Source organism: Mycobacterium sp. E2497 (assembly GCF_001668695.1).
Classification (GTDB): domain Bacteria; phylum Actinomycetota; class Actinomycetes; order Mycobacteriales; family Mycobacteriaceae; genus Mycobacterium.
Map to the genome: position 1 here is coordinate 51,521 of NZ_LZKD01000176.1, position 25,888 is coordinate 77,408.

The 25,888-nt window shown below is 70.2% G+C and carries 27 protein-coding genes; 15 read left to right on the plus strand and 12 right to left on the minus strand.

All coding sequences use genetic code 11. The features are described from left to right. The first annotated feature begins 132 nt into the window (after positions 1-132). Entirely contained in the window at positions 133-1,479 is a 1,347-nt protein-coding gene (locus tag A5713_RS16100; protein ID WP_068097059.1) for a flavin monoamine oxidase family protein, read from the plus strand. Here A5713_RS16100 and A5713_RS16105 read toward each other — a convergent pair. Continuing rightward, on the minus strand, positions 1,474-2,430 hold the full coding sequence (locus A5713_RS16105) for an alpha/beta fold hydrolase (protein ID WP_068096996.1): 957 nt from the start codon (positions 2,428-2,430) through the stop codon (positions 1,474-1,476). The two genes, A5713_RS16100 and A5713_RS16105, sit on opposite strands and share 6 nt — an antisense overlap. Positions 2,431-2,561: 131 nt before the next feature. Here A5713_RS16105 and A5713_RS16110 point away from each other — a divergent pair, with 131 nt between their 5' ends. Next, positions 2,562-3,920: an FAD-dependent oxidoreductase gene (locus tag A5713_RS16110; protein WP_068097061.1), complete on the plus strand. Its 1,359-nt coding sequence runs from the start codon at positions 2,562-2,564 to the stop codon at positions 3,918-3,920. Here A5713_RS16110 and A5713_RS16115 read toward each other — a convergent pair. From A5713_RS16115 to A5713_RS16125, 3 genes are all read right to left on the minus strand, one after another. Continuing rightward, complete coding sequence (locus tag A5713_RS16115; protein ID WP_082972992.1) at positions 3,917-4,432, minus strand: STAS domain-containing protein; 516 nt, start codon at positions 4,430-4,432, stop codon at positions 3,917-3,919. The two genes, A5713_RS16110 and A5713_RS16115, sit on opposite strands and share 4 nt — an antisense overlap. Positions 4,433-4,736: 304 nt before the next feature. Then, a complete protein-coding gene (locus A5713_RS16120; RefSeq protein WP_082972993.1) occupies positions 4,737-5,831 on the minus strand; it encodes a helix-turn-helix transcriptional regulator in 1,095 nt (364 codons plus the stop codon). A 42-nt stretch (positions 5,832-5,873) separates the two neighbouring features. Beyond that, the gene (locus A5713_RS16125) at positions 5,874-7,040 is read right to left on the minus strand and encodes a glycosyltransferase (RefSeq protein WP_068096997.1); all 1,167 of its coding nucleotides are present in this window, start codon (positions 7,038-7,040) and stop codon (positions 5,874-5,876) included. 184 nt (positions 7,041-7,224) lie between these two features. Between A5713_RS16125 and A5713_RS16130 the strand changes: the two genes are divergently transcribed. Next, positions 7,225-8,109 carry a chemotaxis protein CheB gene (locus A5713_RS16130; RefSeq protein ID WP_068097000.1) on the plus strand — a complete coding sequence of 295 codons (885 nt, stop codon included), beginning with the start codon at positions 7,225-7,227 and terminating at the stop codon, positions 8,107-8,109. Between the two features lie 5 nt (positions 8,110-8,114). Here A5713_RS16130 and A5713_RS16135 read toward each other — a convergent pair whose 3' ends face one another. Genes A5713_RS16135 through A5713_RS16145 form a run of 3 tightly spaced genes read right to left on the minus strand, consistent with a single transcriptional unit; the run spans position 8,115 to position 11,779 of the window. Further along, complete coding sequence (locus tag A5713_RS16135) at positions 8,115-9,956, minus strand: CheR family methyltransferase (RefSeq protein WP_068097003.1); 1,842 nt, start codon at positions 9,954-9,956, stop codon at positions 8,115-8,117. Between the two features lie 55 nt (positions 9,957-10,011). After that, a complete protein-coding gene (locus tag A5713_RS16140) occupies positions 10,012-10,770 on the minus strand; it encodes an STAS domain-containing protein (RefSeq protein WP_068097067.1) in 759 nt (252 codons plus the stop codon). Further along, positions 10,763-11,779 carry a chemotaxis protein CheB gene (locus A5713_RS16145; RefSeq protein ID WP_068097006.1) on the minus strand — a complete coding sequence of 339 codons (1,017 nt, stop codon included), beginning with the start codon at positions 11,777-11,779 and terminating at the stop codon, positions 10,763-10,765. Before A5713_RS16145 ends, A5713_RS16140 begins: the two co-directional genes overlap by 8 nt. Positions 11,780-11,934: 155 nt before the next feature. On the opposite strand from A5713_RS16145, the gene A5713_RS16150 reads away from it, so the two are divergent. Then, positions 11,935-12,192, plus strand: a complete 258-nt coding sequence (locus tag A5713_RS16150; RefSeq protein WP_007168278.1) for a hypothetical protein — start codon at positions 11,935-11,937, stop codon at positions 12,190-12,192. Here the strand turns inward: A5713_RS16150 and A5713_RS16155 are convergent. Then, on the minus strand, positions 12,186-12,791 hold the full coding sequence (locus A5713_RS16155; protein WP_068097009.1) for a nucleotidyltransferase: 606 nt from the start codon (positions 12,789-12,791) through the stop codon (positions 12,186-12,188). The two genes, A5713_RS16150 and A5713_RS16155, sit on opposite strands and share 7 nt — an antisense overlap. Before the next feature lie 341 nt (positions 12,792-13,132). Here A5713_RS16155 and A5713_RS16160 point away from each other — a divergent pair, with 341 nt between their 5' ends. Genes A5713_RS16160 through A5713_RS16170 form a run of 3 tightly spaced genes read left to right on the plus strand, consistent with a single transcriptional unit; the run spans position 13,133 to position 15,673 of the window. Continuing rightward, the gene (locus A5713_RS16160; RefSeq protein ID WP_067918053.1) at positions 13,133-14,074 is read left to right on the plus strand and encodes an acyl-CoA dehydrogenase family protein; all 942 of its coding nucleotides are present in this window, start codon (positions 13,133-13,135) and stop codon (positions 14,072-14,074) included. Positions 14,075-14,082: 8 nt separating this feature from the next. Further along, on the plus strand, positions 14,083-14,856 hold the full coding sequence (locus tag A5713_RS16165; protein ID WP_068097012.1) for a PIG-L deacetylase family protein: 774 nt from the start codon (positions 14,083-14,085) through the stop codon (positions 14,854-14,856). A gap of 52 nt (positions 14,857-14,908) precedes the next feature. Next, positions 14,909-15,673: an endonuclease/exonuclease/phosphatase family protein gene (locus A5713_RS16170; protein WP_068097014.1), complete on the plus strand. Its 765-nt coding sequence runs from the start codon at positions 14,909-14,911 to the stop codon at positions 15,671-15,673. 10 nt (positions 15,674-15,683) lie between these two features. Here A5713_RS16170 and A5713_RS16175 read toward each other — a convergent pair whose 3' ends face one another. Continuing rightward, positions 15,684-15,980, minus strand: coding sequence for a DUF3349 domain-containing protein (locus tag A5713_RS16175; RefSeq protein WP_068097019.1), 297 nt, complete (start codon positions 15,978-15,980; stop codon positions 15,684-15,686). Between the two features lie 143 nt (positions 15,981-16,123). Beyond that, positions 16,124-16,360, minus strand: coding sequence for a general stress protein CsbD (locus A5713_RS16180; RefSeq protein WP_067918059.1), 237 nt, complete (start codon positions 16,358-16,360; stop codon positions 16,124-16,126). A 171-nt stretch (positions 16,361-16,531) separates the two neighbouring features. Between A5713_RS16180 and A5713_RS16185 the strand changes: the two genes are divergently transcribed. From A5713_RS16185 to A5713_RS16205, 5 genes are all read left to right on the plus strand, one after another. Further along, positions 16,532-17,371, plus strand: a complete 840-nt coding sequence (locus tag A5713_RS16185; protein ID WP_068097022.1) for an SDR family oxidoreductase — start codon at positions 16,532-16,534, stop codon at positions 17,369-17,371. A 239-nt stretch (positions 17,372-17,610) separates the two neighbouring features. Next, a complete protein-coding gene (locus A5713_RS16190; RefSeq protein ID WP_068097025.1) occupies positions 17,611-18,018 on the plus strand; it encodes an STAS domain-containing protein in 408 nt (135 codons plus the stop codon). A 280-nt stretch (positions 18,019-18,298) separates the two neighbouring features. After that, on the plus strand, positions 18,299-18,694 hold the full coding sequence (locus A5713_RS16195) for a heme-binding protein (RefSeq protein WP_067918064.1): 396 nt from the start codon (positions 18,299-18,301) through the stop codon (positions 18,692-18,694). A 120-nt stretch (positions 18,695-18,814) separates the two neighbouring features. After that, positions 18,815-19,870 carry a DNA topoisomerase IB gene (locus tag A5713_RS16200; RefSeq protein ID WP_068097028.1) on the plus strand — a complete coding sequence of 352 codons (1,056 nt, stop codon included), beginning with the start codon at positions 18,815-18,817 and terminating at the stop codon, positions 19,868-19,870. Between the two features lie 308 nt (positions 19,871-20,178). Further along, complete coding sequence (locus A5713_RS16205) at positions 20,179-21,972, plus strand: thiamine pyrophosphate-requiring protein (protein ID WP_068097031.1); 1,794 nt, start codon at positions 20,179-20,181, stop codon at positions 21,970-21,972. A 12-nt stretch (positions 21,973-21,984) separates the two neighbouring features. Here A5713_RS16205 and A5713_RS16210 read toward each other — a convergent pair whose 3' ends face one another. Together A5713_RS16210 and A5713_RS16215 are read right to left on the minus strand one after the other, a co-directional pair. Continuing rightward, complete coding sequence (locus A5713_RS16210) at positions 21,985-22,644, minus strand: UdgX family uracil-DNA binding protein (protein WP_068097034.1); 660 nt, start codon at positions 22,642-22,644, stop codon at positions 21,985-21,987. Positions 22,645-22,713: 69 nt separating this feature from the next. Continuing rightward, positions 22,714-23,274: a hemerythrin domain-containing protein gene (locus A5713_RS16215; RefSeq protein ID WP_068097038.1), complete on the minus strand. Its 561-nt coding sequence runs from the start codon at positions 23,272-23,274 to the stop codon at positions 22,714-22,716. Positions 23,275-23,422: 148 nt separating this feature from the next. Here A5713_RS16215 and A5713_RS16220 point away from each other — a divergent pair, with 148 nt between their 5' ends. The 3 genes from A5713_RS16220 to A5713_RS16230 all read left to right on the plus strand — a co-directional run. Beyond that, positions 23,423-24,460 (plus strand): hypothetical protein, encoded by a 1,038-nt coding sequence (locus A5713_RS16220; protein WP_068097041.1) that lies wholly within the window; start codon positions 23,423-23,425, stop codon positions 24,458-24,460. Positions 24,461-24,504: 44 nt separating this feature from the next. Continuing rightward, complete coding sequence (locus tag A5713_RS16225; RefSeq protein WP_068097044.1) at positions 24,505-25,509, plus strand: sensor domain-containing protein; 1,005 nt, start codon at positions 24,505-24,507, stop codon at positions 25,507-25,509. 10 nt (positions 25,510-25,519) lie between these two features. Then, a partial coding sequence (locus tag A5713_RS16230) for an aldo/keto reductase (protein ID WP_197516389.1) occupies positions 25,520-25,888 on the plus strand: 369 nt, incomplete at its 3' end.

Here is a 25,888-nt window from a genome sequence, read left to right on the forward strand (position 1 = left end):
GCGATCACGTAGACGCACGCTAACCAAAGTCCCGACGTCAACGTATGTTTGCCCTCGCCGTGATGCGAACGCGCGAAACCGGCGCCGGCGTTTGCCGCACGGAACCGCGGAAAGTGTTGTTGACTGGTGCGCGTGCCAAATCCGCCGTGGATCGTCGACGTCGTCGTGGTCGGCGCGGGCTTTGCGGGGCTTGCCGCGGCGCGCGAGCTGGCCCGCCAGGGGCATGACGTGGTGGTGTTCGAGGGCCGCGACCGCGTCGGGGGTCGATCCTTCACCGGCAGCGTGGCGGGGTTGCCCGCCGATCTCGGGGGCACCTTCGTCGGGCCGACCCAGGACGCGGTCCTCGAGCTGGCGGCCGAACTCGACGTCTCGACCATCCCGACTCACCACGACGGCAAGAACGTGATCCACTGGCGCGGCTGGACGCATTCCTACCGCGGCACCATCCCCAAGCTCTCGCTGACCGGGCTGCTGGACATCGGCCGGCTGCGTTGGCAATTCGACCGGATCGCCCGCAGCGTCCCGTTGTCGGCCCCGTGGGACGCGCGCCGTGCGCGCGAGCTCGACGACGTGTCGCTCGGCGGCTGGCTGCGGGCCGTGCACGCCACCGCCTCGTCGCGCGACCTACTGGCGATCGTGGCGCGGGTGACCTGGGGATGCGAACCGGACGACGTGTCGATGCTGCACGCGGCCCGCTACACGCACGCCGCCGGTGGCCTGGACCGGCTGCTCGATGTCGAGAACGGCGCCCAACAGGACCGTTTCCCGGGCGGCACCCAGCAGATCGCCGAGGCCGCGGCCGCCGAGCTGGGCACCCGGGTCGTGCTGGGCGCGCCGGTCCGGCGCATCGACCGGCACGGCGCCGGGGTGACGGTCACCACCGACGTCGGCCAGGCCGAGGCGGGGTTCGTGGTCGTCGCGGTGCCGCCCGCACATCGCGCATCGATCGAGTTCGCGCCCCCGCTGCCCGCCGAGTACCACGAACTCGCCCGGCATTGGCCGCAGGGCCGGCTCAGCAAGGCGTACGCCGCGTATTCCACGCCCTTTTGGCGGGCCAACGGCTTCTCCGGCCAGGCGCTGTCCGACGCCGGACCGGTGTTCATCACCTTCGACGTCAGCCCGCACGCCGACGGGCCCGGTGTGCTGATGGGCTTCGTCGATGCGCGCGCGTTCGACTCGCTGTCCCCGGAGCAGCGCCGCGACGAGACGCTGCGCTGCTTTGCGACGCTGTTCGGCGACGACGCGCTCAAGCCGCTCGACTACGTCGACCACTGTTGGGGCGCAGAGGAATTCGCGCCCGGCGGGCCCACCGCCGCGGTCCCGCCCGGATCGTGGACCCGGTTCGGGCGCTGGCTGCGCGAGCCGGTCGGCCCCATCCACTGGGCCGGCACCGAGACCGCGGACGAATGGACCGGGTTCCTCGACGGCGCTGTCAGGTCCGGCCAGCGGGCGGCCGCCGAGATCACCGCCCTGCTATGAGCTGATCCGCACGTCCTGGGTCACCGATTCGGCGAGCGCCCGCAAATGGCGGTTGACCTCACGCGGGTGTTCGAGCATCGAGCAATGACCGCCGGGCAGCTCGACCAGGCCGACCACGTTGGGCGCGGTGCCCGCGATCCTGCGGGCCTGGCCGATCGGGGTGAGCCGGTCGCGTTCGCTGCCGATCACCAGGGTCGGCACCGTCAAACCGTCCAGCTCGAGGTACCGCGACCCCAACGCCGCGACCAGCATCCGTGCGCAGCCGGCGCGCCCCGCGGGCGAGGTCTGTTCGAAGAACTGGTGCACGATCCTGGCCACGCTGGGGTCGGCGTCCCGGCCCACCGCCAGCATTCCGACGAAGTAGCGGCTCGGGATGCGGGCGGCGCTCGGGATCGGGAACCCGCCGAACGCGTGGATCAGGGCGCGGGCGGCGGCCACCCGGGCCGGCGACAGCCCGTGTGGCACCGACAGCAGTTGCACCTTGCGGACCAGGTCCCCGGTGGTGGTGTTGATCAGCGCGACCGCGTCGGCGCGCCGACGAACCATGTGCCGGTACCGTGCGGACCACGCGGCGATGGTGATGCCGCCCATCGAATGTCCGGCCAGCACCGCGCGCTCGTGCGGCGCCAACGTCGCATCGAGCACCGAATTCAGGTCGGAGGCAAGGTGTTTCAGGCTGTATCCGTTGCGCCGGGGCATGCCGCTGCGCCCATGGCCGCGGTGATCGAAGGCGATCACCCGGTAATCGTTGGACAGATCGGCGATCTGGTAGGCCCAGGCCCGGATGGCACACGTGATGCCGTGCGTCAGCACGATCGGGTAGCCGTCGGGCGGCCCGAACACCTCGGCGTGCAACCGGGTGCCGTCGGTCGCCCGGACGGCCACCGTCTGGCTGGGGGGCAGCACGTGGGGGTACGGATCGATTGCGCGAGCCGTTCGTCGAGCGCTCATCGCCGCACCCCCCTCCAACACGGCCCCGTCGCCGCAGTTAAGGACGCCCGCAAGTTTATCCCTAAGGTCCGTTCGGATTCGGTAAATCCGGCAAACGATTCTGATGTGAGACGCTAAGACCCGTGTACCCGATGTCCCGTCGGGAATTCATCGCGGCAACCACGGGCGTGGTCGGCAGCGGGCTGCTGGCCGCCTGCTCACCGCGACGCCCCCCGCCGGCGCAACCGCCGTGGCCGGAAACCCGGTCGGTCCTGATCGTCGGCGCGGGGATGGCCGGCCTGTCCGCCGCCCGCAGTCTGGCCGACGCGGGATGGCCGGTTCGGGTGATCGAAGCCCGCGACCGCATCGGCGGACGCGTCCACACCGACCGCGACTGGGGCACCCCGCTGGAAATGGGCGCGTCGTGGATCCACGGAACGACCGACAACCCGCTGGTGCCGCTGGCGCGGCAAGCGCAAGCGCAGCTGGTCACGACCGACTATTACAGCTGGGCCAAGCTCGTGATCGACCCCGAACTCGCCCCGCTCGACTACGACCCGACACTGTGGCGCGCCTTTGTGGAACGGGCGCGGTACCAAGTCGACGGCGGCTCCCTGGCCGCCGCCATCGACGCCGCGGTCGGCGGCCGGGCACTGTCCACCTCCGATCGCGCGCAGCTGGCCTTCTACCTCACCACCGAAATCGAGAATGAGTTCGCCGCCGACGCGGATCGGCTGTCCGCCATCACCTTTGACGAGGGCGACTACACCGGCGGCGATCAGGTTGTCGTCACGAACGGTTACGACGCCCTGCCCAGGCTGCTCGCCAATGGCCTGCGGCTCGAGCTGAACACGCCGGTGACCGCGATCGCGCACCGGGGCGACTCCGTCGTCGTGCGGGCAAGGAATCGGTCGTTCCGGGGACCCGCCGCCATCGTCACGGTTCCCCTCGGCGTGCTCAAAGCCGGTGCCATCGCGTTTGATCCGCCCCTGCCCGACCAACACAGCCGCGCAATCGACGCTCTGGGCTTCGGGGTGCTGTCCAAGAGTTTCTTCCGGTTCGACCGGCGCGGGTGGACGGCGGACAGCGCCTTCTACGAATACCTCGCCGCTGACGGGGGCCCTTGGGCCCAGTGGTTCACCCTGCCGGCCGCGGCGGGTCCAATCGTGTTGGCGTTCAACGCCGGTGACCGCGGCCGTACCGCGGAGGCCGCCTCACCGCGCGACCTGATGGCCACCGCGCTGCCCGTCGCTCGCCGCCTGTTCGGCGATGTCTCGCCGGTGGGCGTCAAGACGTCGAACTGGAGCGCGGACCCGTATGCGTTGGGTGCCTACTCCTTTCACGCTCCCGGTTCGGGCCTCGACGACCGCCGCCGGCTGCAGGATCCGGTCAGCGACCGGCTCTACCTGGCGGGCGAGGCCGTCGGCGTCGACAATCCGGCCACCGTGCACGGCGCTCTGGCCAGCGGGCGCTACGCCGCCGAGCAGCTGATGCACCGGTTGGGCCGCTAGGAAGCCAGCCCCCGAAGCCGCGCCGACGTGTCCCCTTGCGGTTCGTGTTGCCGGGCGGGGCCCGAAACCAGCCGACGGCGGGCCGTCGTCGCGCCTTCGATGTGCGCGAGGGCCACGGCGACCGAGTCGGCGATCGGCAGCCCGTGGTCGGTGACGATCCGGGTGAGCCGGCGCAGCGCCGCGCCGCCGACGACGACGGACCGCAGCTGGGCCCGGCGATGCTCCTCGTTGAGGACCAGCAGCGCGCGCAGGCCCGAGCCGGCAAGGAAATCCAGGCCGCCGAGGTCGAGCACCAGCGGGGCCTTCAGCCGCGAAAACCGGCGAACGGCCTCGGTGATCAGGTCGACGTTCGATGCGTCGACCTCACCGTCGATGCGCAAGACGGTGGCCACGCTGCGTGCGTGAACATGGATTTGCGCTCCGGCGCAATCGATTTGATAACGGCTGCGCGGCTGGCCGAGCAGCGCGGGCGGATGCGTCTGGGGTGTGCGTAGATCGGGTGAAGCGGTCATGGTTGTGCGCCCTTCAGGCTTGAGAGTGAGCAGGGCGAGCGACGACGGTGTCCAAGTGGCGCCCGTAGATAACGGCAGCTGGGGACTCAACCTGACCAAAGCCTACCGGCTACGGCGGCCGCCGGCGGACATCGGCGGCCCGGCCCGCCCGCCGTTCGGCCCGCAATCGGCGGCCGACCAGGGGTTACACCGACGACACGGGGCGGGAAAAAACAACTTTCGTCGTGTTCACATCGCAACCATGGCGCGAAGGTGACGCGCGAGGGGACGCGACGGGCCTGACCTGCGCGTTGGCGGCGTGTCGCTACGGCTGCGGGGTCATGTGCCGCAGGGTGGTGTGCGGGCTCTGGCCGTACGTCTGCCGATACAGCACCGCGAACCTGCCGGTGTGCGCGAACCCCCACCGCTGGGCGATTTCGGTGACGGTGGTGTCGGACGGCGCGCCCGCCAGCAGCTCTTGATGGGCGCGGTTGAGGCGCACGCGGCGAATGTATTCCGTTGGCGTGGTGGCGAGCTGGCGGCGGAAGAGGTACTGCACCGCCCTGGGCGTCAGATGAACCTTCGCGGCGACGTCGTTGATGCTGACGTCGGCGGCGGCGTGACGATGGATGAAAGACACTGCTTCCCTGAGCGTTTCGGGCAACGCCGGCTCGTCAGCCAGATCCTGTTCGGTGACGTTGGACGGGAAACACTCCAGCAGCGCGCCGGCCAGCAACGGAGCCAACCCCGCCACGATCAGCGGCTGATGCGCCGTGTCCGGCCCGGCCAAGGTCCCCACCACATAGTCCAGCGCCCGCTGCCACGCCCGCGCGGCCGCGCGCGAGCGTGGCCGCCAGTCCCGGAAGTGGATCTGCCGGGGTAACGGCGCGCGCCAATCCGCGGCGGCCCGGTGCAGCACGTCCCCGGGGATGCTGACCACATCGAACCGTGACCCGTTGCACTGCAGCACGCACGGCATCCCGCCGGCGACGAGCACCGGCAAGTCCACCGACGCGAGGGGGCCGCCGGCAACGCTCGTCGACCCCGCGCGGGGCTGGATCACGACGACGCCCGCGGAGGCGGGGATCTCCAGCGCGACGCGCCCCTGAATCGTCACGTCGTCCAGCGTCATCGAGCCGGCCTCGCAGCGGCGGTGGGACACCGCCGAGCGGCCCATCAGCCCGGTGATGCGCCACCCGGGGGTGTAGACGCCGGCAAAGAATCGCCGCGCGGCCTGCGCGTCGACGGTGCGGAACTGGTCGAACCGAATCGCCGAGCCGGGAACACCTGCCGGCCGCCCGGCATCGCCGACGAGCGCCGGGGCGCCCGGGTCGGCTTTCTGCGCGTCGGGCCGTTGACAGCCGGCACCGGCGGCCACACCAGGGCCGGTGCTATCGGTGATGCTCGTCATGGCGGTCATAGTCTGCGGCCCCCCCAGGGCTTTCGCACTGTCATCATTGCATCACCGGACACCCGACGACTGCAAGCGCGCCGGTGTCCAGCGTGGGGAGCCCACCTGTCGGTAAATGTTGAGCGTGTCGAGGGCGATCCGGTCCCACGCATAGCGCGACACGGCGCGACTGCGGCCGGCAGCGCCCATGCTCTCACATTGAAAGCTCTGCGGGAGCAGGTTTCTCAGCGCGGCGGACAGTCCGACGGACGATCCCGGCGACAGCACCAAGCCGGTGACGTTGTCCACCACGGCGTCTTTGAGCACCCCCACCCCGAACGCCGCCACCGCCACCCCGCTGGCCATCGCCTGCAGGACCGCTGTCGCGCGCGGCGGCCGTCGCGGCGTGCAGGCGACGACGTCGGCGGATCTCAACAGCGTCGGCAGCTCGTCATCGGCGACGGTGCCCGCGAACCGAACCCGGTCGCCGACCCCCAGCCTGGCGGCCAGCAGTTGCAGCCGGACCCGCGCCTCGTCGTGCGCCCGGTTCGTGGCGCCGGTCTCCGCCACCACCAACTCGGTGGCGGGGACCCTGCGCAGGGCGCCGATGGCGATATCAAAACCGTTGTCCGGCAGCGGGTTCGGCGCGAAGCAGAGGACACGATGCAGGTCGGTGCGGGCCAGCGCCGGACCGCTCGAGGTGAATCGCTCGACGTCGACACCGCTCGTCAAAGCCGACACGCGGGCGCGGCTGCGGCGCAGCCGGGTCAGCGCGTCGACGTCATCGGAGCTCTCACCGGTCACCCACTTCGCGCTGCGCGCCAGGAGCGGTTCGATGCGGAGCCGTTCGCTCTCCGAATGCTTGCCCGTCCCGTTCGTGGCGGCCAGGCCCGGGAAAGTCTGGACGGTCGGGACGTCCTGCCGCCGGGCGGCCAGCTGCGCGGCCAGACCGCCGAGCCACCCGTAGGCGTGCACGACGTCGGGCGCCTCGGCCGCCCATTGGCCGGCGAGGGCGCTCGCCCAGTCGCCGACGTAGGGCAGCACGTCCGAGACCGACTTTGCCGCTCGTGGGCCGACGCCCACCGATACGGTGCGGCCGTCGGTGCTGATACCCGCAGCTCGGCGGCCATTGTGCCGAACGAACCGGGTGACCTGGTGGCCCTGGGCCGCGAGCGCGGCGGACAGTTGCTGTGGGTCGTCGCCGACGACGTCGTCGCCGCTGACGATCGCGATCCTCACCTTCGAACCCCTTCCGTCGCCTTTGGCGTGGGGGCGTACCCGGCCCGATATGGGCGAAACTCGGCGGCGCAGCCGTTTCGCCTCAGGCGCCGCGGTTTCGCATTATGGACAACGCTTCGGGGCCCGACCCGAACGGATCGCTGGCGGGACTGTGCCGCGGCCGCCGTTTTGGAAGACTAGACGGGTGGCGAGCGACGCGCACCTGCCCGTCGTCGAGCTGGTGGTCCTGCTGGCGTCGGCGGGTGGCCTGGACGCGCTGTCACGAGTGTTGACGGACCTGCCGGACGAGTTTCCGGCCGCGGTCGTCATACAGCAACACCTCGGCGACCACGACAGCGTGCTGCCGGCGATTCTTCGCCGGCAGAGCGCGCGGCCGGTCAGCTGGGCGCGCGACGGGCAGGCCCTGGCGGCAGGGCAGGTGGTCATCTGCCCGCCGGGAATGCAGCTGGAGCTGACCCCGGACGGCCGCTGCCACCTGGGCGCGATGAAGAACTTCGGGGTGCGGCGCTTCGACGTGCTGCTGCGGTCGGTCGCCGAGTCGTACGGGCCGCGCAGCGTGGCGGCGGTGTTGTCGGGCTCCGGGCAAGACGGGGCCGCGGGCACGGCGGCGATGAAGCGCGCCGGCGCTGTCGTCCTCGCGGAGAGCCCGGACACCGCGCTGTATTCGTCGATGCCGGTGGCGGCGGCGCGGGCCGGGGCCGAACCGGTGTTGCCGATTCACCAGATCGGCCGGGCGCTGACGGCCATCGTCGAAGGGGCGCCGCTGCCCGCGCAGCAGCCCCACGACGGCGCCAGGGTGTCCTGGGGCCCCCCGATGCACGACTCCGGTGCGGACACGCCGGCGCCGGGGCTGTTGCGCGACGAGGTCGTGAACAACGCGGCAGGCCGCGCCGAACTCGCCGCGTCGCGCGCCGCCGAACTCGGCCGCAGACGCCGGGACCTGTCCGCGGGATTCGGCGCCACCACGGAAACGGTGGAGACGGCGCGGCGCAGGGCCGCCGAGTCGCGGCGCCGCGCGCAGCTGGCCCACCAGGCCGCCGAGGACGCGGCCGCGCGGTGGGGGCGCTGAGGCGGCTAGACCACCACCTCCATCAGCAGCAGCGCGCCCCGGGTCGTCTCCTCACCCGACCGGAACGACGTGCACGTGACGCGTACCCGGGTGGGCCGCCCCCGCCGGTTGACCGCGTCGACCTCCGTCTCACCGGAGCTGTCGGCGTCGACGAACGCGTTGCCGATCAGCGGCCGCACGCTTTCCAACGGCAGGCCGATGTCCAGATTCGTGAGCCTGTTTCCTATCGTTTCGTCCGCGCGTAGCCCCCACAGCTCCTCGCAGCCACGGTTCCACAGGATGACCTTCATCTCGCGGTCGACCACCACCATGCCCATGTGAACCGAGTCGATCAGCGCATCGAGGAAGTGCTTCGCCTCGTCCAGTTCCACGCCGCGCTCCCGCAACATGTCGTTGATGGTGTGCAACTCGTCGTTGGTGGACTGCAGCTCCTCGTTCATGGTCTCGAGTTCTTCGTTGGTGGACTGCAGCTCCTCGTTCGTGGTCTCCAGTTCCTCCACGGTGGACTGCAGTTCCTCGTTGGTGGTCTCGAGTTCTTCGTTGGTGGACTGCAGCTCCTCGTAGGCCGCTTCCAGCTGGCGGTTGGTCTGGACCACCTTGTCCAGCAGGGCGCGCGTCGCGCTGACGTCGAAGAACACGATCGACACGCCGAGCAACCCGTTCTCGGCGTCGACGAGCGGGTTGACGTGGATCTCGAACCACACCGTCTCGGCGCCCGGCCGCTGCCATTTGACGTCCTGGATCCGCGCCGGCCGGCGCTCCACCTTGGCCTGCTCCAGATACGCCCGCAGCTCCACCGGCCGGTAGGACACCTCGAGGTCGCGCAGCAGCCGGCCGATGTCGCGAGCCGAAAGCCCGAACAGCGTCTCGGCCTGTTGATTGATCATCGCGACGGTGTCCTCGCCGGTGACCACGATCTGGGCCACCGGGCTGGCGCGAAAAGCCAAGTCGCGCACCGTCGTCAGTCCCGTCAGGTCGACGTTGCGTTCGTAGAACGCCCCGGCGGGGTCGTAGCGCTCCACGCCGGCGTGGCTACCGAGCGCCTTGCGGAAGATTCGGTGTTTGAGGTTCAGCGGGGCGAACCGATCGCCGTGGCTGAGCAGCATCTCGGCATGTCCGAGGAACAGCGTGCCCTGCGGTGCAAGCGCAAAATGCAAGCGGCCCAACACGTTTCGCTGCGTCTCGGCGTTGAGGTACATCAGGGTGTTGCGGCACACCAGCAGGTCGACGCGGGAGATCGGTGCGTCCTTGACCAGATCGTTGCGGCCGAAGATCACCGCACGGCGCAAGTCCTTGTGAAAGACGTAGCGGCCGTTGACCTGTTCGAAATAACGGGACAGCAGGTCGGCCGGCACCGACTCGACGGCCTTGGCGTCATAGGACGCGGCGCGCGCCTCGGTCAGCGCGTCCTCGTCGATGTCGGTGGCGTAGATCTTGACCCGTTGCCGGAACGCCTCGGGCCCCAGCGCCTCGGCCAGCAGCATGGCCAGCGTGTAGGCCTCCTCGCCGGACGCGCAGCCCGCGCTCCATACCCGGATCGGGTCCCCCGGACCGCGCTCGGCCAGCATCCGCGGAATGACTTCGGCGGCGATGTATTCCCAAGCGTCCGGGTCGCGGAAGAAGGCGGTGACATTGATCAGGATGGTGTTGAAGAGCGCGGCGAATTCGTCGGAACTGGCTTGCAGGAAGTCGAGGTATTCCTCGAAGGTGCTGTAGCCCGCCTGGTCCATCCGGTGGCGGACCCGGCGCATCAGGGACGTGCGCTTGTAACCGGTGAAGTCGAAGCCGCGCGAGTCCCGCATGTAGCGCAACAGGGCCTCGAAAGCCTCGTCAGTCGTCCCGTCCATCCAAGTCCCGTCCGCCTCGAGCGTGGCCGAAGGACTTGAACATTACTCGCGGTGATCAGAGCCGGTTCTCGCAACCGACCAGTGCCCACACCGTCTTGCCCGTCGAGGTCGGCGTGGCACCCCAGACCCGGCACAGGGCGGAGACGATCGCCAGGCCGGACACCAGCTCGGCGCCACGACCGGCATCCTCGTGCCGGCCCGGCAACCGGTCGCTGCAATCCTCGACCGCGACGGTGACGGCGTCGTCGAGGCTTTCGACGATCAGCACCGGCGCGCACGCGGTGTGGTCGAGCACGTTCTCGACGAACACGGTGGCCACCGTGGACGCCACGGGGACCGCCTCCCGGCTGTCCCATTCGGTGAGCCAATCGCTGACGATCGTGAGGGCCAGGCCGAGGCTGCCGCGTGAACGCGGAAGCTCGGTGCGGGCCCGACGGCGGACCCGTAACGACTGACTGCGCACGGCGTCCAGCGCCGACTCCCGGGTGGGGTGCACCGGCACGTACCGGGTCACGCCGCCGGCGGCGATCGCCCGCCGCGTGTCCGGTGCCGAGCACACCAGCAGGATCGGGACGTCCGGCCAGACGCTGACGTGCCAGCGCGCGCTGGTGAAGACCGTCCAGGCCGACGCCGTCGGCACGGAGAGCCGGTCGACGTCGACGATCACCGCGCTGGGCTCGTCCAGGGCGGCCTTGATCACCGCGTCCCGGAGAGCCCGATACGTGGAGCTGTCCAACAACCCCTCGACCACCAGCACCGGCACCTCATCGTGTGCCTCGGTGTCGATGCGGATGGCGGACCGCGGTTCAACCATCGCCATCATCGCCATGCGGAGCGTTGTGGGACAGCCGGTCGCTGAGCACTCTCAAAGCCCGTTCGGTTTCTTCGGCGAGGCGGGTGTAGCGCCGGTTGAGCAGACCTGGCGCGGCCCGGTCGGCCAATTGTCGCGCCAATCGCGCCTTTTCCTGCAGGCTGCGCACGGCGACCCACAGCGCGCCGTCGACTTCGTCGTCCCGTGCGGCGAGCAACGCCTCGGCCGTCCACGCGTGACCCACCTGGCAGCGGAAGTTGCCCTCGCTGAGGGAAACCAGGGAGCCATTGCAGTCCGGGCAGGTGTACCCCGAGGGAGCGCCCAGCTCCCGGGTGTCGAAATCGGTCGAGAACCGCGACATCATGGCGATGCGATTCTCCAATTCCATTGCGGCGTCGGGCTCCATCTCCGGATCCTCTCGCTCTTGGTGCGACAGTTCCTTGAGCAGGGCGCCGATTTCGGCGGCCGTGGCCTGGTGATCCAGCAGGCCGGCGTCGCGCGCGTTGGTCGGCATCGCGGGGAACAGCGCGTCGTCGGGTGACTGGCCGACGGTGATGCCGCCGCGCGAGCGGATCGCGGCCAGGCCCAGCACCCCGTCGTCGAGCACCCCGGAGAGCAGGACGCCCACCGCGCGCGGGCCGAATGCCAGCGCGACCGAGCGAAACAGCGCGTTGATCGCGGGCCGGTGCCCGTTCTCGGTGGGTCCCTGCGACAACAGCACGCGGTGGTCGGCGACGAGCAGGTGGTGGTCGGGGCGGGCGACGTAGATGCGCCCCGGTTCGAGCCTCGCGCCGTCTTCGGCCGCGACGGCCGGCAGGGGGCCGGAGCGGTCGAGGATCCGGGACAGCACGCTGGGCGCACCGGGCCGGACGTGCAGGGTCAACACGTAGGCGTAGGGAACGTCGGGCGACAGTCCCGCGGCCAGCTTCGACAGCGCTTCGACTCCCCCGGCGGAGGCACCGACTGCCACCACACCGCGCAATTCGCCGTCGTCGCTGATCGTCCCGGTCATCACCCTCGACTACCCGCATCAATGGTAGGTAACCCACGCGGCGAGGAATAGATGCGCGTATCGGCCGGGGCGGGCTTCGCGGGCAGGAGTTTTCACCCCGGTCCGGGCGGGCACCCTGCTTTCAGCTCTGGTGATCGTGGACAGGAGGATGGATGATGCCGAATTCGTCGATCAAGAACGAGAAGTTGTACAAGGACCTCCGCAAGCAGGGCGACTCGAAGGAGAAGGCCGCCCGCATTTCGAATGCGGCCGCCGCCCGGGGCAAGTCCTCGGTCGGGCGCAAGGGCGGCAAGTCGGGCTCGTATCAGGACTGGACCGTCCCTCAGCTCAAGAAGCGCGCGAAAGAACTTGGCATGTCCGGGTATTCGAGCCTGACGAAGGACAAGCTGGTTGCCAAGCTGCGGAATCACTGACCGTCGCGAGCGCAGGTGAGGCCGAGCCGCTCGATCAACACCAGGAATGCCACCGCGTAGTCGTTGTCGGCGGTCTGCGCCCTGATCTGATCCCAGTTCAGCTGTTCGCGCACCGCGCGCACGGCGGGCAGCAGCCTGGCGAAGTCGCAGTAATGCTCCCCCAGGGACCGCAGTTGCTGAATCAGCACCATGGTGGGCGGCAGCACGGGCATCCGGATGGCCAGCACGTCGTGCTGCTCGGCGTCGTCCAGGGTGGACGTTTCGACCCGCACGCCGTTGAGGCGATGCAGGACGTCGACGACCGTCTCGCCGGCGCGCGCCTTGAACAGCCAGTCCTCCGGCGGCCGTTCGACGGTGAAGCCCGCGTCGCTGAGGGTGGCGACGGCGTCGTCCACGTCCGACTCGGCCACCACCAGGTCCACGTCGTGAGTGGGCTCGGGAGCGCCGTAGGCCCACAGTGCGTAGCTGCCGGCCAACGCGAAACGCGGTCCGTTCTCCTTAAGGGCCGAGGCCGCACCCCGCAGCGCCTCCCGCAGCGGCGTGCTGGACGCGGGCGGGTCGACGTGGGTCTCGTGCGTTGTCGTCTCGTGGGGTGTCATCGTGCCTAGGTGATACCCCGCGGGCGGGGGGCGGAACCTGCGCGGACGCGGCGGCGGGGACGGTAAGCCGTTTAAGTTGCGGTCGTTTGGGCAAGTCTTACGGTTATGTCAGCCGCCTGGCTCCATGCGCGTGATGCCGCAGCCGCCCCGATCTCCGCCCACGAACAACGCGCGGAATTGTCGGTGTGTGGGCGCATCGGCGGCCTTCGCGCCGCGGGCAACCGCAGCCACCGCGACACCGAATCGTCCGTCATCACGTCGGCGCGAACCCGGGCTCGGGCGCCACACGGGTTCGCTGACCGCCCCAGGCAACTGGGGAGATCGGTGGCGGGTGATTGCGCGTGACGGCGGGTTTGGTCAGGCATTGGCTGGAGTCCGGTCGACTCGAGCTGCCGCTGCCCGCCTCCGGGCGCACCGCCGAACGTTGGCAGCGCCTGGCGTCGCTGGCCGAAGAGAACATCGTGGCGGCCAGGGTCGCCGAAGCCCATGCCGACGCCGTGGCGATCCTGCACGAATTGGGCGGTAAACCACCGGAATCCGGTCAACTGTGGGGTGTCTGGGCCGCCGAGTCCCCGGACGCGGTGTTGACGGCGACCGATGTCAACGGCGCGTTCACCCTGACGGGCACGAAGGTGTGGTGCTCGGGCGCCGGGTTTTGCACCCATGCGCTGGTGACCGCCCGGCTCGAGGACGGAACGCCGGGCCTGTTCGCCGTCCAGGTGACGGATCCGGGCGTCAAACCCCTGCCCAGCACCTGGTGGAACGCCGGAATGGCGGGCAGCGACACCCGGCCCGTGCAGTTCACCAACACCCACGCCGTGGCCGTCGGCGACCCGGGCGACTATCTGAACCGACCCGGGTTCTGGCACGCGGCGATCGGCGTGGCCGCCTGCTGGCTGGGTGGCGCGCGCAGAGTGGCCGACCCCCTGTACCGTTGCGCCGCAAGCGAATCCGCCGACGCCTACTCGTTGGCCCACCTCGGCGCCGTGGACGCCGCGCTGGCCGCGGGTGACGCGATCCTGGCCGTGGCGGCCAGCCAGGTCGACTGCGACCCGTTCGACCGGGCCGGTACCGCGCAGCTGCTGGCCCGGCGCGTCCGCTCGGTCGTGGAACACGCGGTCGACGAGGCCATCACCCGCACCGGCCGTGCGCTGGGGCCCGGCCCGCTCTGCCAGGACGGGCGGCACGCCCAGCGCGTCGCCGACCTGAGCATCTACATTCGGCAGAGCCACGCCGAGCGGGACCTCGCCGAGCTCGGGCGGCTCGCGGGCCAGCGGCGCTGAGGCGCGCCGTGAGAACCGCATCGACCAGCAACCGCGACCGGTTCGCCGCCAAGCCGCTTACCCACGGCGGCACTCCGGCGCCGTTGTGGCTGGCCGCTTTCCAGCGCGACCCGGTGCCGCCGCTGGACCTGAGCGAGTGCCCGCGCCTCATCGTCGTCACCCCCCACCCCGACGACGAAACCCTCGGCCTGGGCGCGACGATCGCCCAACTGGTCGCGTCGCACGTCGACGTCCGGGTGGTCTCGGTCAGCGACGGGGGGACGGCCCAGCCCGGTGCGACGCGATCCGGCCGGATCCGTCTGGCGACCACACGTCGATACGAATTGCGCAGGGCGAGCGATGTTTTGGGCGTCAGTCCGCCCGTCACGCTGGGCCTGCCCGGCGGCGAGCTGGCCGACCACGAGGACGCGATCACCGAGTCGCTCGTCGACATCCTCGCGACCGCCGGTCCCGACACGTGGTGCGCGGCGACCTGGCGGGGAGACGGGCACCCCGATCACGAGGCCGTGGGACGGTCGGCGGCGGCGGCGTGCGCGCGCACCGGCGTCGCACTGCTCGAATATCCGATATGGATGTGGCATTGGGCCGCCCCGGCCGATCCGACGGTGCCGTGGGACCGCGCCCGCACGGTGCCCGCACCCGGCTGGGCCGTCAACCGCAAACGCCTTGCGGCGCAGTGCTATCGGAGCAGGCTGGGGCCCAGCCGTGCCGGGCGCGCGACCGTCGTGCCGCCATTCGTCCTGCAGCGACTGCTCGCCGTGGGAGAGGTCGTGTTCCGGTGAGACATCCTTGGCGGTCGTGACTGCCCACCCGGGAAGTGGGTAGGAGGACCCTATGCGCGTGGCGACCTTCAACATCCTGCACGGCCGCACCGTCGGTGACGGAGTGGAATTGCAGCGGCTGCGCGACTGCGTGAGCCGCCTCGATCCCGACGTGCTGAGCCTGCAAGAGGTCGACTGTGATCAGCCGCGCTCGGATCGCGCCGACCTCACCGCGGTGGCGGCCGAGGCCATGGGGGCGGTCGAACACCGGTTCGTCGCCGCGATCTCCGGCACCCCGGGGGCGACGTGGATGGCCGCCACGGGTCACGAGCAGCCGGGGACGGCGGCCTACGGGATCGCGCTGCTGTCACGCTATCCGGTGGCCAGCTGGCAGGTGGTGCGGCTGCCCCGCATCCCGATGCGATTTCCGATGTACCTGCCCGGGCCCAACCGGGTGATGGTCGTCGACGAGGAGCCGAGGGCGGCGGTGATCGCGCAGCTCCACACCCCGATGGGCGGGCTGACGGTGGCGAACACGCATCTGTCGTTCGTGCCGGGCTGGAATCGGCGCCAGCTACGCAGGCTGGTGCACGACCTGCGCGGCTTCCCGGGCCCGCGGCTGCTGACCGGCGACCTGAACATGACCCCCGAGACGGTGCGGCGGTGGTCGGGTATGCGGGCGCTGGCATCCGCGGCGACCTTCCCCGCGGATGCCCCCGACCGCCAGCTCGATCACATCTTGACCGACGACCGCCGCCTGCGCGGCAGCGCCGTCGAGAGCGAGCCCATGGGGATCTCCGACCATCGACCGCTGGTGGTCGACCTCGCACACGCGTGAAGCACGGGGCTCAGGCGTGCGGGCGCCCCGCCCATCCCATCGCGCTCAGCCGGCGGCGGACCCGCTCGATCTCGTCCACCGACGGCAGCTCGTCGGTGACCCGGGTGATCGCCACCCCGACGTCAACGTTGGTGATCGGACCGCGTTCGAGCGCACCCAGTTTCGTCGCAATGGTGGTGACCTCGTCGTCGGACACCCGTCGCGGCAGCAGCGCCAGGAGCGGCGCGTACCCGAGCGCGGGCGCACCGTTCGGGTAACCCGCGCGCAAGAACGCGAGAACGCTCGAGACCCGTTCGGTCAAGCTCATCGTCCACCTCGCTAGTCCACCGCACGCTACACACCGGCGGTCGGTTCTAGCCAGGGATAACCCGGCTCGGCGGTTTGAAACCGCGGCGCGGGCACGAAAAAGGGGCCCGGCCCCCAACGGGACCGGGCCCCTTCGCCGGCGACTTACTGGTTTTCCTTCTCGCGCTGCTCGGCGGCCTCCGCGCCGGCCCGCGCGGACTCGGCTTCGGCCTCCTTCTTGCCCGCGTCGCGCTGAGCGTCGGCCTTGTCCTGCTGGGCCTGACCCTCCTTGACCACGTCATCGCGACCGAGCACGGCCCCGCCGACCTCCTTGACCTTGCCCTTCACACCCTCGACGGTGCCCTGGACGGCTTCCTGCGGCCCGCTCTTGTCATCCCCCATGGATCGACCTCCCTTTGGTTACTGTGCAACTCGGCCCCTACGGCGTTCCCGCCGGCCGACCCGCCAAACTCCCCCGCCGATGTGCGTGCGATCACGGGCGGGCTCCTGCGGCCGAATCGGACCGTTTGAACCGCAATCGAGTGGGTAAAGCTCAGCGACCAACGAAAGAGGGTGAGGCTTCTGACCACCATCGCCGTCATCGGGGCGACCGGCACCGCCGGATCCCGCGTCGTCGCCAGGCTCAAGGCCCGCGACGTCGCGGTCGTCGAGATATCGCGCGCGCATGGCGTCGACCTGCTGACCGGGGAGGGCCTGTACCGGGCGTTCAAGGGAGTGGACGTCGCGATCGACGTCTCCAAACCCCTGGCGGGCGACGGGCAGCCGACCGCCGCCGAGGCCCTGGTCACCGCCTCGCGCAACATCATGGGCGTGTGCGCCGCGCGCGACGTCCAGCGGCTGGTCGTCTCCATCATGGCCGGCATCGACGATCCGGCGTTCGACGGGATCCCCTACTTCGAGGCCAAACGGGCGGCCAAGCAGATCCTGCTCGACGGCCCCGTCCCGGCCACGCTGGTGAAGTCCACCCCGTGGTACGAATCCGCCACCGGCCCCGCGGGGCCGGTGAATCATGACGGGGACCGGGTGATGGTGGAGGACTGGCTGATTCAGCCCATCGCCGCCGACACCGTCGCCGACGTGCTCGTCGAGACGGCCCTGGGCCAGACGCCCACGCCGCGCACCATCACCGGCCCGGAGGCCATCCGGCTGCCCGAGTTGACCTCGAAAGTGCTTGCCCGTCACGGTGATAGCCGCGCCGTGCGGCCGGTCAAGCCCGCCGTTCCCGCACTCGCCGCGGGAGCGTTGCTGGCGTCCGATCAGGCGATAGTCCTCGGGCCCGATGTCGAGACCTGGCTGCGGTCGCTGCCCCGGGCCGGTGCCGACGGCCACGCGAAGGACGGCGGCGACGGCGCGCACGCGTCGTCGCGCCGACCGGATTTCTCCCGGATCTGAGCGGGCGTCGCACGGCCGGGAAACGAAGAGTTGTCGGCCCACGCCGGCGCGGTCGGCCCGGAATCCGCTGGTTGGTGGCACTTTCGGGGCGGCCGTAACGCCAAGGCGAAGTCATTGGCATATCGCGGCGGCGGCATCGACGCTAGGGTCACCTCAGGTTGAATCCACAGCTGCCCTCATTCGAGCGGCCGCGGGCACCGGTCGCTCACCACCGATCACCGCATCCGAGGGGCGACGACATGACTGCTCAACCCTACCGAGCCGAAGAACGACTCCACTGCTATGAAATCGATTGTGCCGGCGCGCAACTGTACGTGCAGGCGCACAGCCTGGCCAACCTGGTGCGCATCACGGGCGAGATCGACGCGTCCAATGCCAACCTGGTCTCCACGGCGATCCGCCGCTTCGTGCGGTTGCGGGCCCCGCTGATCCTGGACCTGGGCCGCGTGACTTACCTGGGCAGCGCGGCCCTCCGCGTGCTGCTGCTAATCCAGGACGAGTGTCAGCTCTGCGGCGTGCGCTACAGCGTGGTCAGCTGCGTCGCGCTGCGTCGGCTCACCCGACTGATCACCGGCCTCGGCTTGCCGCTGGTCGATTCGGTCGCCGAGGCACTTCAACGGATCCATGGCGCCGTGCGCACCCCGTGAGGGCCGCGATGGCGCCGATTTCAGGTAACGGTTCCATCACGATCCCGATTACGGTTCCTTAAGAATCACGTTGTGGTCCTTAAGAATTCTCAACGTTGCCCGCGGGAATTGACCATTCGCTTAGTGAACGCTCACGTTCCCTGGCCGTATTCATGGATTTTGCCTCCCGCGTTCGTCGCGAGCGAGCTCGGCACCTTTTAGACCTCGGCTACTTTGGTTCTCGAGGATCGGGAGCCTCTGTCGAGAACCAATTCGCAATTTCTGTAAGGACACACTGATCATGAAAATCAGCAGTATTGTCGCGCGCCGGCGACTGGCCGGCATCAGTGCCGGCTGCCTGCTCGGGGGAATCACCATGGGCGTCGTCGCGCCGTCCGCGGCCGCGGCGCCCGACTGCAGCCCCGGCGGAGTCAACGCCACCGTCTCGTCCGTGCGGGGCTCGGCCGAGCAGTACCTGGCGGCACATCCGGGCGCCGGACAGGTGGTCACCGCCGCCTACGGCCAGCCGCGTCCAGAGGCGGCGGCGAACCTGCGGAGCTACTTCACGGCGCATCCGCAGGAGTACTACGACCTGCGCGGCATCCTGGCGCCGATCGGCGACACCGAACGGCAGTGCAACGTCTCGGCCCTGCCGCCGACCTTGGAGTCGGCCTACCAGGAGTTCATGGCCGGCTGAGCCGCGCCGAGACCGCCGAGCGGCCCGCCACGACGCCGTGGCGGGCCGCTTCGTCGCTACGTGTGAACGGCAACCGCGACGGGTAATTGTCCAGTCAGCGAACGTAACTGGAGGAAAATCATGCGGCTGCGTCGCAGCGTTCTCAACAAGCCGGGCATCGCGCGCAAGCGCAGCGGGAAAGGCTTCGCGTATTACGGGCCCGACGGCGAGCCGCTGACCGACCCGCAAACCCTGCAGCGCATCAAGGATCTGGTCATTCCGCCGGCCTGGAAAAGCGTGTGGATCTCCCCGCACCCGAACGGACACATTCAGGCCGTCGGCGTCGACGCCGCGGGACGCCGCCAGTACCTCTACCACACCGCATGGCAAGAGGAACGCGCCGAGGAGAAGTTCGACCGCGTGCTGGAACTGTCCACCCGGTTGCCACAGTGGCGCGCCGTCATCGCGAAAGACCTGACTCGCAGCGGGCTGACCCGGAACCGGGTGCTGGGGCTGGCGCTGCGCCTGCTGGATCGCGGCTACTTCCGCGCCGGCGGGGAACAATACGCCGAGGAGCACGAGTCGTACGGCCTGGCGACCCTGCTGTGCGAGCACGTGGTGGTCCACAGTGGCGCAGTCGAATTCGACTTCCCCGCCAAGAGCGGCGTGCGCCGCACCGTGGAGATCGCGGATCCCCAGGTGGTTCGCGCGGTGCGCGCGCTGACGCGCCGGCCCGACCGGACGGAACGACTCCTGGTGTGCCGCACCGCGTCCGGCTGGGTCGAGTTACGATCCGACGACCTCAACGCCCGGTTCAAGGAGCTCGTCGGCGACGAATACACGGTCAAGGACCTGCGGACCTGGCACGGGACGGTGCTGGCGGCAACGGCGTTCGCCGATGCGGACCCCGCCGTTTCCCGGCGGGTGGCCAAACGCGTGGAATCCGCCGTCATGAAGGAGGTTGCCGAGGAGCTGGGCAACACGCCGGCGGTGGCGCGCGGGTCCTACGTCGACCCGCGCGTGGTGACCGGGTATGAACAGGGGCTCACGATCGCCGCGGCCACGCGGCGCGCCGAACGCGCCCGCGATCCCGACTCCGCGCAGGAGATCCTCGACAAGGCCACGCGCATGCTGATCCGGCGCGTGGCCAAGGGCCATAGCGCGTCCGGATCGTCCGACCTGGCCAAGATTGCGTGACCCACGCCAGGTAGCTCCCGGCGAAACCGCTCCGGCAAACCGCCTCTCGCCCACACCTCCTGGCGGACATCGCCCGCACCCTCAACGGCACCCGAAGAGCCGTCGGCTGCGATGTCACACCGACGAATAATCACGGCGATCCTGGGTATGCCCGACGTGTGGGATGCGCGCCAGCCGCCCATTCGCGCCAGATTGCGGTCGAAACAGACGGCCGCGGGCCCTCGCAGCAAACCACGCGTCACCGTGGCTCCGCGTCGGCCGGCGTACGCAGCGAACATCATCGAACCGTCTGTCGAGGAGGGACATCAATGGCCAAGCAAGAGGTCTCGGACTATCTGCTGGATCGATTGCGGGCGTGGGGCGTCGAGCACGTGTTCGGCTACCCCGGCGACGGCATCAACGGGCTGCTCGCCGCGTGGGGCCGCGCGGACAACAAGCCGAAATTCATCCAATCGCGACACGAGGAGATGAGCGCCTTCGAGGCGGTCGGCTACGCGAAATTCACCGGCCGGCTCGGGGTGTGCGCGGCCACGTCGGGCCCGGGGGCGATCCATCTGCTCAACGGCCTCTATGACGCCAAACTCGACCACGTCCCGGTGGTGGCGATCGTCGGGCAGACCAACCGGACCGCGATGGGCGGCAACTACCAGCAGGAGGTCGACCTGCTGACCCTGTTCAAGGACGTCGCCAGCGACTACGTCCAAATGGTCACCGTCCCCGAACAATTGCCCAACGTGCTGGACCGCGCGATCCGGATCGCGATGACCCAGCGGGCGCCGACGGCGTTGATCATCCCCAGCGACGTGCAGGAGTTGCCGTACTCGCCGCCCGAGCACGCGTTCAAGATGGTGCCCTCCAGCCTGGGCATCGCGTACCCGGAGATCGCCCCTGACGACGCGGCCATCACGCGCGCGGCCGAGGTGCTGAACGCGGGCAAGAAGGTCGCCATGCTGGTGGGCACCGGCGCCCGCGGGGCGCACGAGGAGCTGAGCCAGGTGGCCGACCTGCTGGGCGCCGGCGCCGCCAAGGCGCTGCTGGGCAAGGACGTGCTCTCCGACGAATTGCCCTGGGTCACCGGCTCTATCGGCCTGCTGGGGACGCGGCCGAGCTACGAGCTGATGCGGGACTGCGACACCCTGCTCACCGTCGGGTCCAGCTTCCCCTACACGCAGTTCCTGCCCGATTTCGGGCGGGCCCGCGCGGTGCAGATCGATGTCGACGGCCGGCTCATCGGAATGCGCTACCCCTACGAGGTCAACCTGGTGGCCGACGCGAAAACCGCTCTGCGGGCGCTGATTCCACACCTGCGCCGCAAGGAGGACCGGTCGTGGCGCGAGACCATCGAGAAGAACGTGGCGCGCTGGTGGGAGACGATGGACAAGGAGGCGCACGTCAGCGCCGACCCGATCAACCCGATGCGGCTGTACTCCGAGCTCTCCCCGATGCTGCCGGACGACGCCATCGTGACGGCCGACTCCGGGTCGGCGGCCAACTGGTATGCGCGCAACCTGCGTTTCCGCGGCAACATGCGGGGCTCGCTGTCGGGCACGTTGGCCACGATGGGACCAGGCGTGCCGTACGCGATCGGCGCCAAATTCGGCCAGCCGCGCCGCCCCGTCATCGCGTTCGTCGGCGACGGCGCCATGCAGATGAACGGCATGGCCGAACTGATCACGATCAAGCGGTACTGGCAGGAGTGGGAGGACCCCAGGCTGATCATCGCGATTCTGCACAACAACGACCTCAACCAGGTCACCTGGGAAATGCGTGCCATGGCCGGTGCGCCGAAATTCCATGAGTCCCAAGCGCTTCCGGACGTCGACTTCGCGGCGTTCGCGGCCAGCCTGGGCCTGAACGCGATGACCATCAAGGACCCGGACGAACTCGGGGGCGCGTGGCGCAACGCCTTGTCGGCCGACCGCCCCAGCGTGCTCGACGTCTTCACCGACCCGGACATGCCGCCCATCCCGCCGCACGCGACCTGGGACCAGTTCAAGTCGTCGGCCACCGCGGTGCTCTCCGGCGACGAGGACCGCGTGGGCTTCGTCAAGGTGGGCCTGAAAACCAAGGCGCAGGAATTCATGCCGCACAGGAAGGGGTGAGCGAAGGATCGCTCAGTGGTCGGCGACTCCGGAACGGGCGCTGCGCAGGTCGTCGACGAAGAGCCGGTAGGACTCGTCGTGCCGGTCGCTGCGATCGCGCAGCACCGCCGACGGGTGGACTGTCGCCACCACGACGGGCTCGGGCTCCAGGTCGACGAGCGAGTCGGGTAGCGGCAGGCGTCGTCCGCGTTGGGTGGAGACCCGAAACGCCGCTCCCAGAAGGGATTGCGCGGCGGTGGCCCCTAGGCAGACGATGACCCGGGGCCGCACCGCCTCGATCTCGGCGATGAGCCAGGGTCGGCAGGCGACCACCTCGGTGCGGCCCGGCTTTTGGTGGATGCGCCGCTTGCCGCCCTTGCGGGTGAATTTGAAGTGCTTGACCGCGTTGGTCTCGTACGTCGACGCCGGGTCGACGCCGGCGTCTTCGAGGGCCCGGGCGAGCAGGCGCCCGGCCGGCCCCACGAACGGCTCGCCCGCGCGGTCCTCCTGGTCGCCCGGCTGCTCGCCCACCAGCATGATGGGCGCGCCGGGGTCTCCGCGACCGAACACCGTCTGGGTGGCGTCGGCGAAAAGCGGGCAGCCGCGGCAGCATTCGGCCGCCGCCCGCAGCGCGTCCAGCCCGCGCTCGGCGGGCAGGTAACGGTCGGCGCCGGGGGTCTTGGCGGCGGTCATGATTTTTTCTTCGGTGCGGGACGGGGTGTCCCCACTCCCCCTCGAGTGGGGACACCCCGTGAGTCCGTGCTAGCCCTTGCCGACGATGGCGTCGCGGGCGCGGTCCAGCATCGCCGCGAACGGTCCGGCGGCGAGGTTGGCGGCCTGCGACTCGACACCGGCGTGCGGGCGGGTCGGCGCGATCGCCTCGGCGAGTTTGGCTGCGCGGCCCATCCGTTCGAGTTCGTCGTCGCTCAGCTCCTGGCCGAGCTTGGAGAACTCGTCGTGCTCCTCGTGCTCGGCGTGCTCGACGACCGCGTCGCGCAGTTGCGTCAGCATGCTGGTGAACTCCGCGCTGTCGACGTCGAGCTTCTCCAGCTTCTGCAGGACGGTCTTGGCCTCGTGCTCTTCGTGGAGCCGCTCGCCGACCACCGCGGCGCCGTCGGAGAGCTTCCGCTTGGCGCGCGGGTGCACGATCTCCTCCTCGGCCGTCTCGTGGACGGCCAGCAGCCGCCGGAGTTCGACGAACGCCTTCTCACGTTCTTTCCCCGAAGCCGCCAGCGTCTCGGCGAACAACGACTTGATCTGCTGGTGTTGACTGACGAGAAAGTCGACCACATCGGTGGGCGACTTGATGGCGCTTTGAGCCATGGTGTCCTTCCCCTGATTCGGCGCGCGGGCTGTTGCGCGCTTTCTTTCGGCTACCCGACGAAATCCGCCACCAAACGGGTACGGCCGCCCACCAGTGGGTAGTTCCTCACCAAGTCGCGAAAGTCAAGCCGCGAAAGGGAGGACGCTCATGGCCGGTCGTGTCCGCACCCCGGCGGCGATCCTCGGCGCCCTCGTCGTCACGGCCGGGTGTGCCGCGCCCGGGGCATCGTTGGAAAGCGCCCCCGACGTCGTGCTGTGGTCGGTCGCGGCGCCCCTGCGCGCGCCGGTGTGGTCGTATCGGGCCCACGCCCTCGTCGCGCTCACCGGCGATCAGCGGGTCGCCGAGGTGAGCGCCGGTGACCGCCCGGGCGACGCCGACACCCGGTTCTCGGCGCCCATGGCGGCCGGACGCAACGTGCAGATCAGCCAGAAAGACGATCGCATCGTGTTCGTGCCGCAGCCCGACCGCGGCCGGGTCGCCGAGGTCGACCTCCAAAGCCTGCGCCAGGTCGGCGATTTCGATGCCGGACCCGCCCCGGCGTATCTGTCCGAGGACGCCGGGTTGCGGACGCTCCTGGCGCTGTCGTCGGACGGGACGTCGGTGACGCCGGTGGACCAGTACGGCTTGCGCAAACTGCCCACCGCCCCGGTCACCGGTGAGCCCGCTGACAGCATCGACGGTGCGAACCGCGGCCGCGAGATCGACTACCATGCCTACGCGCCCTCGGGAATCCGCCATTACCAAGGACATTCGTCACCCGCCGAAGAGCGCGGGTCGCTGCGCATGAACGTCGCGGTCTCGGCGGGCGACGGCGCCGCGGTGACTCGCAGCTACGTGGCCGGGCGTGACGACAGCACGCTGTACGCGGTGGACTCGCGCCGCGGCGGTGAGGGCCTGACGGTACTGGCCGGCACCCGGCTGCCGTCCCCCATCCGCGAGCTGGGCACCGACGACACCCGCCTCTACGCCGCCACCGACCGCGAGCTGGTGGTGCTCGAGACGGCCAGCTTCACCGGCTTCCCGAGCCGGACCATCCCCGTGATCCGCGTCACCGGCTATCGGGCCGGGCTGCCGCCGGCGGCCCAGTCGGCGGCGCTGTCGGGCATGGCGATCGGGCCGCATCGGGTGTACCTGACCCTGGCCAACAGACCCTACGTGGTCAGCGTGGCCAAACCGCGCCTGTGATCGGCTACATTGCGGGCAGGTTCGGCCGGTAAGGAGGCGCTGGCGTGACCGACCCGCAGGACCGGTATTGGCAACATCCGTACACCTACGACCCACTGGGCCGGGTCCCGCCGACCCCACCTCCGCTGGAACCGCCGCCGCTTCCGCCGCCGGCCCCCACCCCGCCGTACCGGCCGCCCGTCAACGTGCTGGCGACGCTCTCGCTGGTGTTCGCGTTCGTGTTCGCGCCGGTCGGGGCGATCCTGGGGCACGCGGGGCTGGCGCAGATCCGCCGCACCGGCGAGCCCGGCCGGGACCGCGCCCGGGCGGGCCTGGCGCTGTCGTACGCGTTCATCGCCGTCGGCGTCGTCGCCCTGGTCGCGTGGTCCACCCTGGGCCCCGCCCCGTCCCCGCAGACCGCCGCGCCCGCGACCACCTCCACGGGCCCGACGACCCCGGCCGGTCCGGGTCCGGTCACACCGGACGCCCTGGCGGCGCTGCTGCCCGGCGCCGACGCCCTGAAGAACCTCACCACCGACCAGAACCTCGAGGCGGGCCAGACCTGGAACAACCCGGGCCGCCCCGGCGCGGCGGGGGCCATCGACCGGCCCGAATGCTGGGGCAGCATCGCCCCGGGCACGCCGGACGCCTACACCGGCGACGTGGCCGGATACCACGCGGCGGAGTACCGCGACACGCACACCTTCCTCAAGTCGACCCAGGTCATCGAGGCGGTCGTGGCCTTCCGCGACCCGGCGGCGGCGCAGTCGCAGCTCGCGGCGTTGCTGTCGGGGTGGCGCCGCTGCGGCGGCCTGACCGTGACGCTGACACCGCCCAGCGGGGAGGCGCTCCCCTTCGCGGTGGGCGCGCCCGCCGACGCGGGCAACGGCATCACCACGCTGGACCTGACGCCCCGGGGGCTGCAGATCCGCTCGGCCCGGGCGATCGCGGCCAAGGCCAACGTGATCGTCGACCTGATGGTCTCCTGCAGCGGCACGACGGACGCCGAGCAGCCGCGACTGGCCGGGGTGGGCATCGCCACCTACGTGCTGGGCAAGATCCCTGGCTAGGGTGGGCGGCATGAAGTATCTCGACGTCGACGGAGTCGGACGGGTCAGCCGGATCGGCTTGGGCACCTGGCAGTTCGGGTCACGCGAATGGGGCTACGGCGAGGGCTACGCCTCGGGCGCCGCGCGTGACATCGTGCGCCGCGCGCTCGCCCTGGGGGTGACACTGTTCGACACCGCCGAGGTGTACGGGCTGGGCAAGAGCGAGCGGATCCTCGGCGAGGCGCTCGGCGACGAACGCGCCGACGTCGCGGTGGCCAGCAAGATCATGCCGGTCGCGCCGTTCCCGGCGGTGGTCAAGCAGCGCGAGCGCGCCAGCGCGCGACGGCTGGGCCTGGACCGCATCCCGCTCTACCAGATCCACCAATCCAATCCACTGGTC

Excerpts from the sequence above, each read along its gene's own strand:
- A5713_RS16105 (WP_068096996.1), bottom strand. The coding sequence starts at position 2,430 with ATGAGCGCTCGACGAACGGCTCGCGCAATCGATCCGTACCCCCACGTG.
- A5713_RS16110 (WP_068097061.1), top strand. The coding sequence starts at position 2,562 with ATGTCCCGTCGGGAATTCATCGCGGCAACCACGGGCGTGGTCGGCAGC.
- A5713_RS16115 (WP_082972992.1), bottom strand. The coding sequence starts at position 4,432 with ATGACCGCTTCACCCGATCTACGCACACCCCAGACGCATCCGCCCGCG.
- A5713_RS16120 (WP_082972993.1), bottom strand. The coding sequence starts at position 5,831 with ATGACCGCCATGACGAGCATCACCGATAGCACCGGCCCTGGTGTGGCC.
- A5713_RS16135 (WP_068097003.1), bottom strand. The coding sequence starts at position 9,956 with ATGGACGGGACGACTGACGAGGCTTTCGAGGCCCTGTTGCGCTACATG.
- A5713_RS16140 (WP_068097067.1), bottom strand. The coding sequence starts at position 10,770 with ATGGTTGAACCGCGGTCCGCCATCCGCATCGACACCGAGGCACACGAT.
- A5713_RS16145 (WP_068097006.1), bottom strand. The coding sequence starts at position 11,779 with ATGACCGGGACGATCAGCGACGACGGCGAATTGCGCGGTGTGGTGGCA.
- A5713_RS16150 (WP_007168278.1), top strand. The coding sequence starts at position 11,935 with ATGCCGAATTCGTCGATCAAGAACGAGAAGTTGTACAAGGACCTCCGC.
- A5713_RS16155 (WP_068097009.1), bottom strand. The coding sequence starts at position 12,791 with ATGACACCCCACGAGACGACAACGCACGAGACCCACGTCGACCCGCCC.
- A5713_RS16170 (WP_068097014.1), top strand. The coding sequence starts at position 14,909 with ATGCGCGTGGCGACCTTCAACATCCTGCACGGCCGCACCGTCGGTGAC.
- A5713_RS16175 (WP_068097019.1), bottom strand. The coding sequence starts at position 15,980 with ATGAGCTTGACCGAACGGGTCTCGAGCGTTCTCGCGTTCTTGCGCGCG.
- A5713_RS16180 (WP_067918059.1), bottom strand. The coding sequence starts at position 16,360 with ATGGGGGATGACAAGAGCGGGCCGCAGGAAGCCGTCCAGGGCACCGTC.
- A5713_RS16190 (WP_068097025.1), top strand. The coding sequence starts at position 17,611 with ATGACTGCTCAACCCTACCGAGCCGAAGAACGACTCCACTGCTATGAA.
- A5713_RS16195 (WP_067918064.1), top strand. The coding sequence starts at position 18,299 with ATGAAAATCAGCAGTATTGTCGCGCGCCGGCGACTGGCCGGCATCAGT.
- A5713_RS16200 (WP_068097028.1), top strand. The coding sequence starts at position 18,815 with ATGCGGCTGCGTCGCAGCGTTCTCAACAAGCCGGGCATCGCGCGCAAG.
- A5713_RS16205 (WP_068097031.1), top strand. The coding sequence starts at position 20,179 with ATGGCCAAGCAAGAGGTCTCGGACTATCTGCTGGATCGATTGCGGGCG.
- A5713_RS16210 (WP_068097034.1), bottom strand. The coding sequence starts at position 22,644 with ATGACCGCCGCCAAGACCCCCGGCGCCGACCGTTACCTGCCCGCCGAG.
- A5713_RS16215 (WP_068097038.1), bottom strand. The coding sequence starts at position 23,274 with ATGGCTCAAAGCGCCATCAAGTCGCCCACCGATGTGGTCGACTTTCTC.
- A5713_RS16220 (WP_068097041.1), top strand. The coding sequence starts at position 23,423 with ATGGCCGGTCGTGTCCGCACCCCGGCGGCGATCCTCGGCGCCCTCGTC.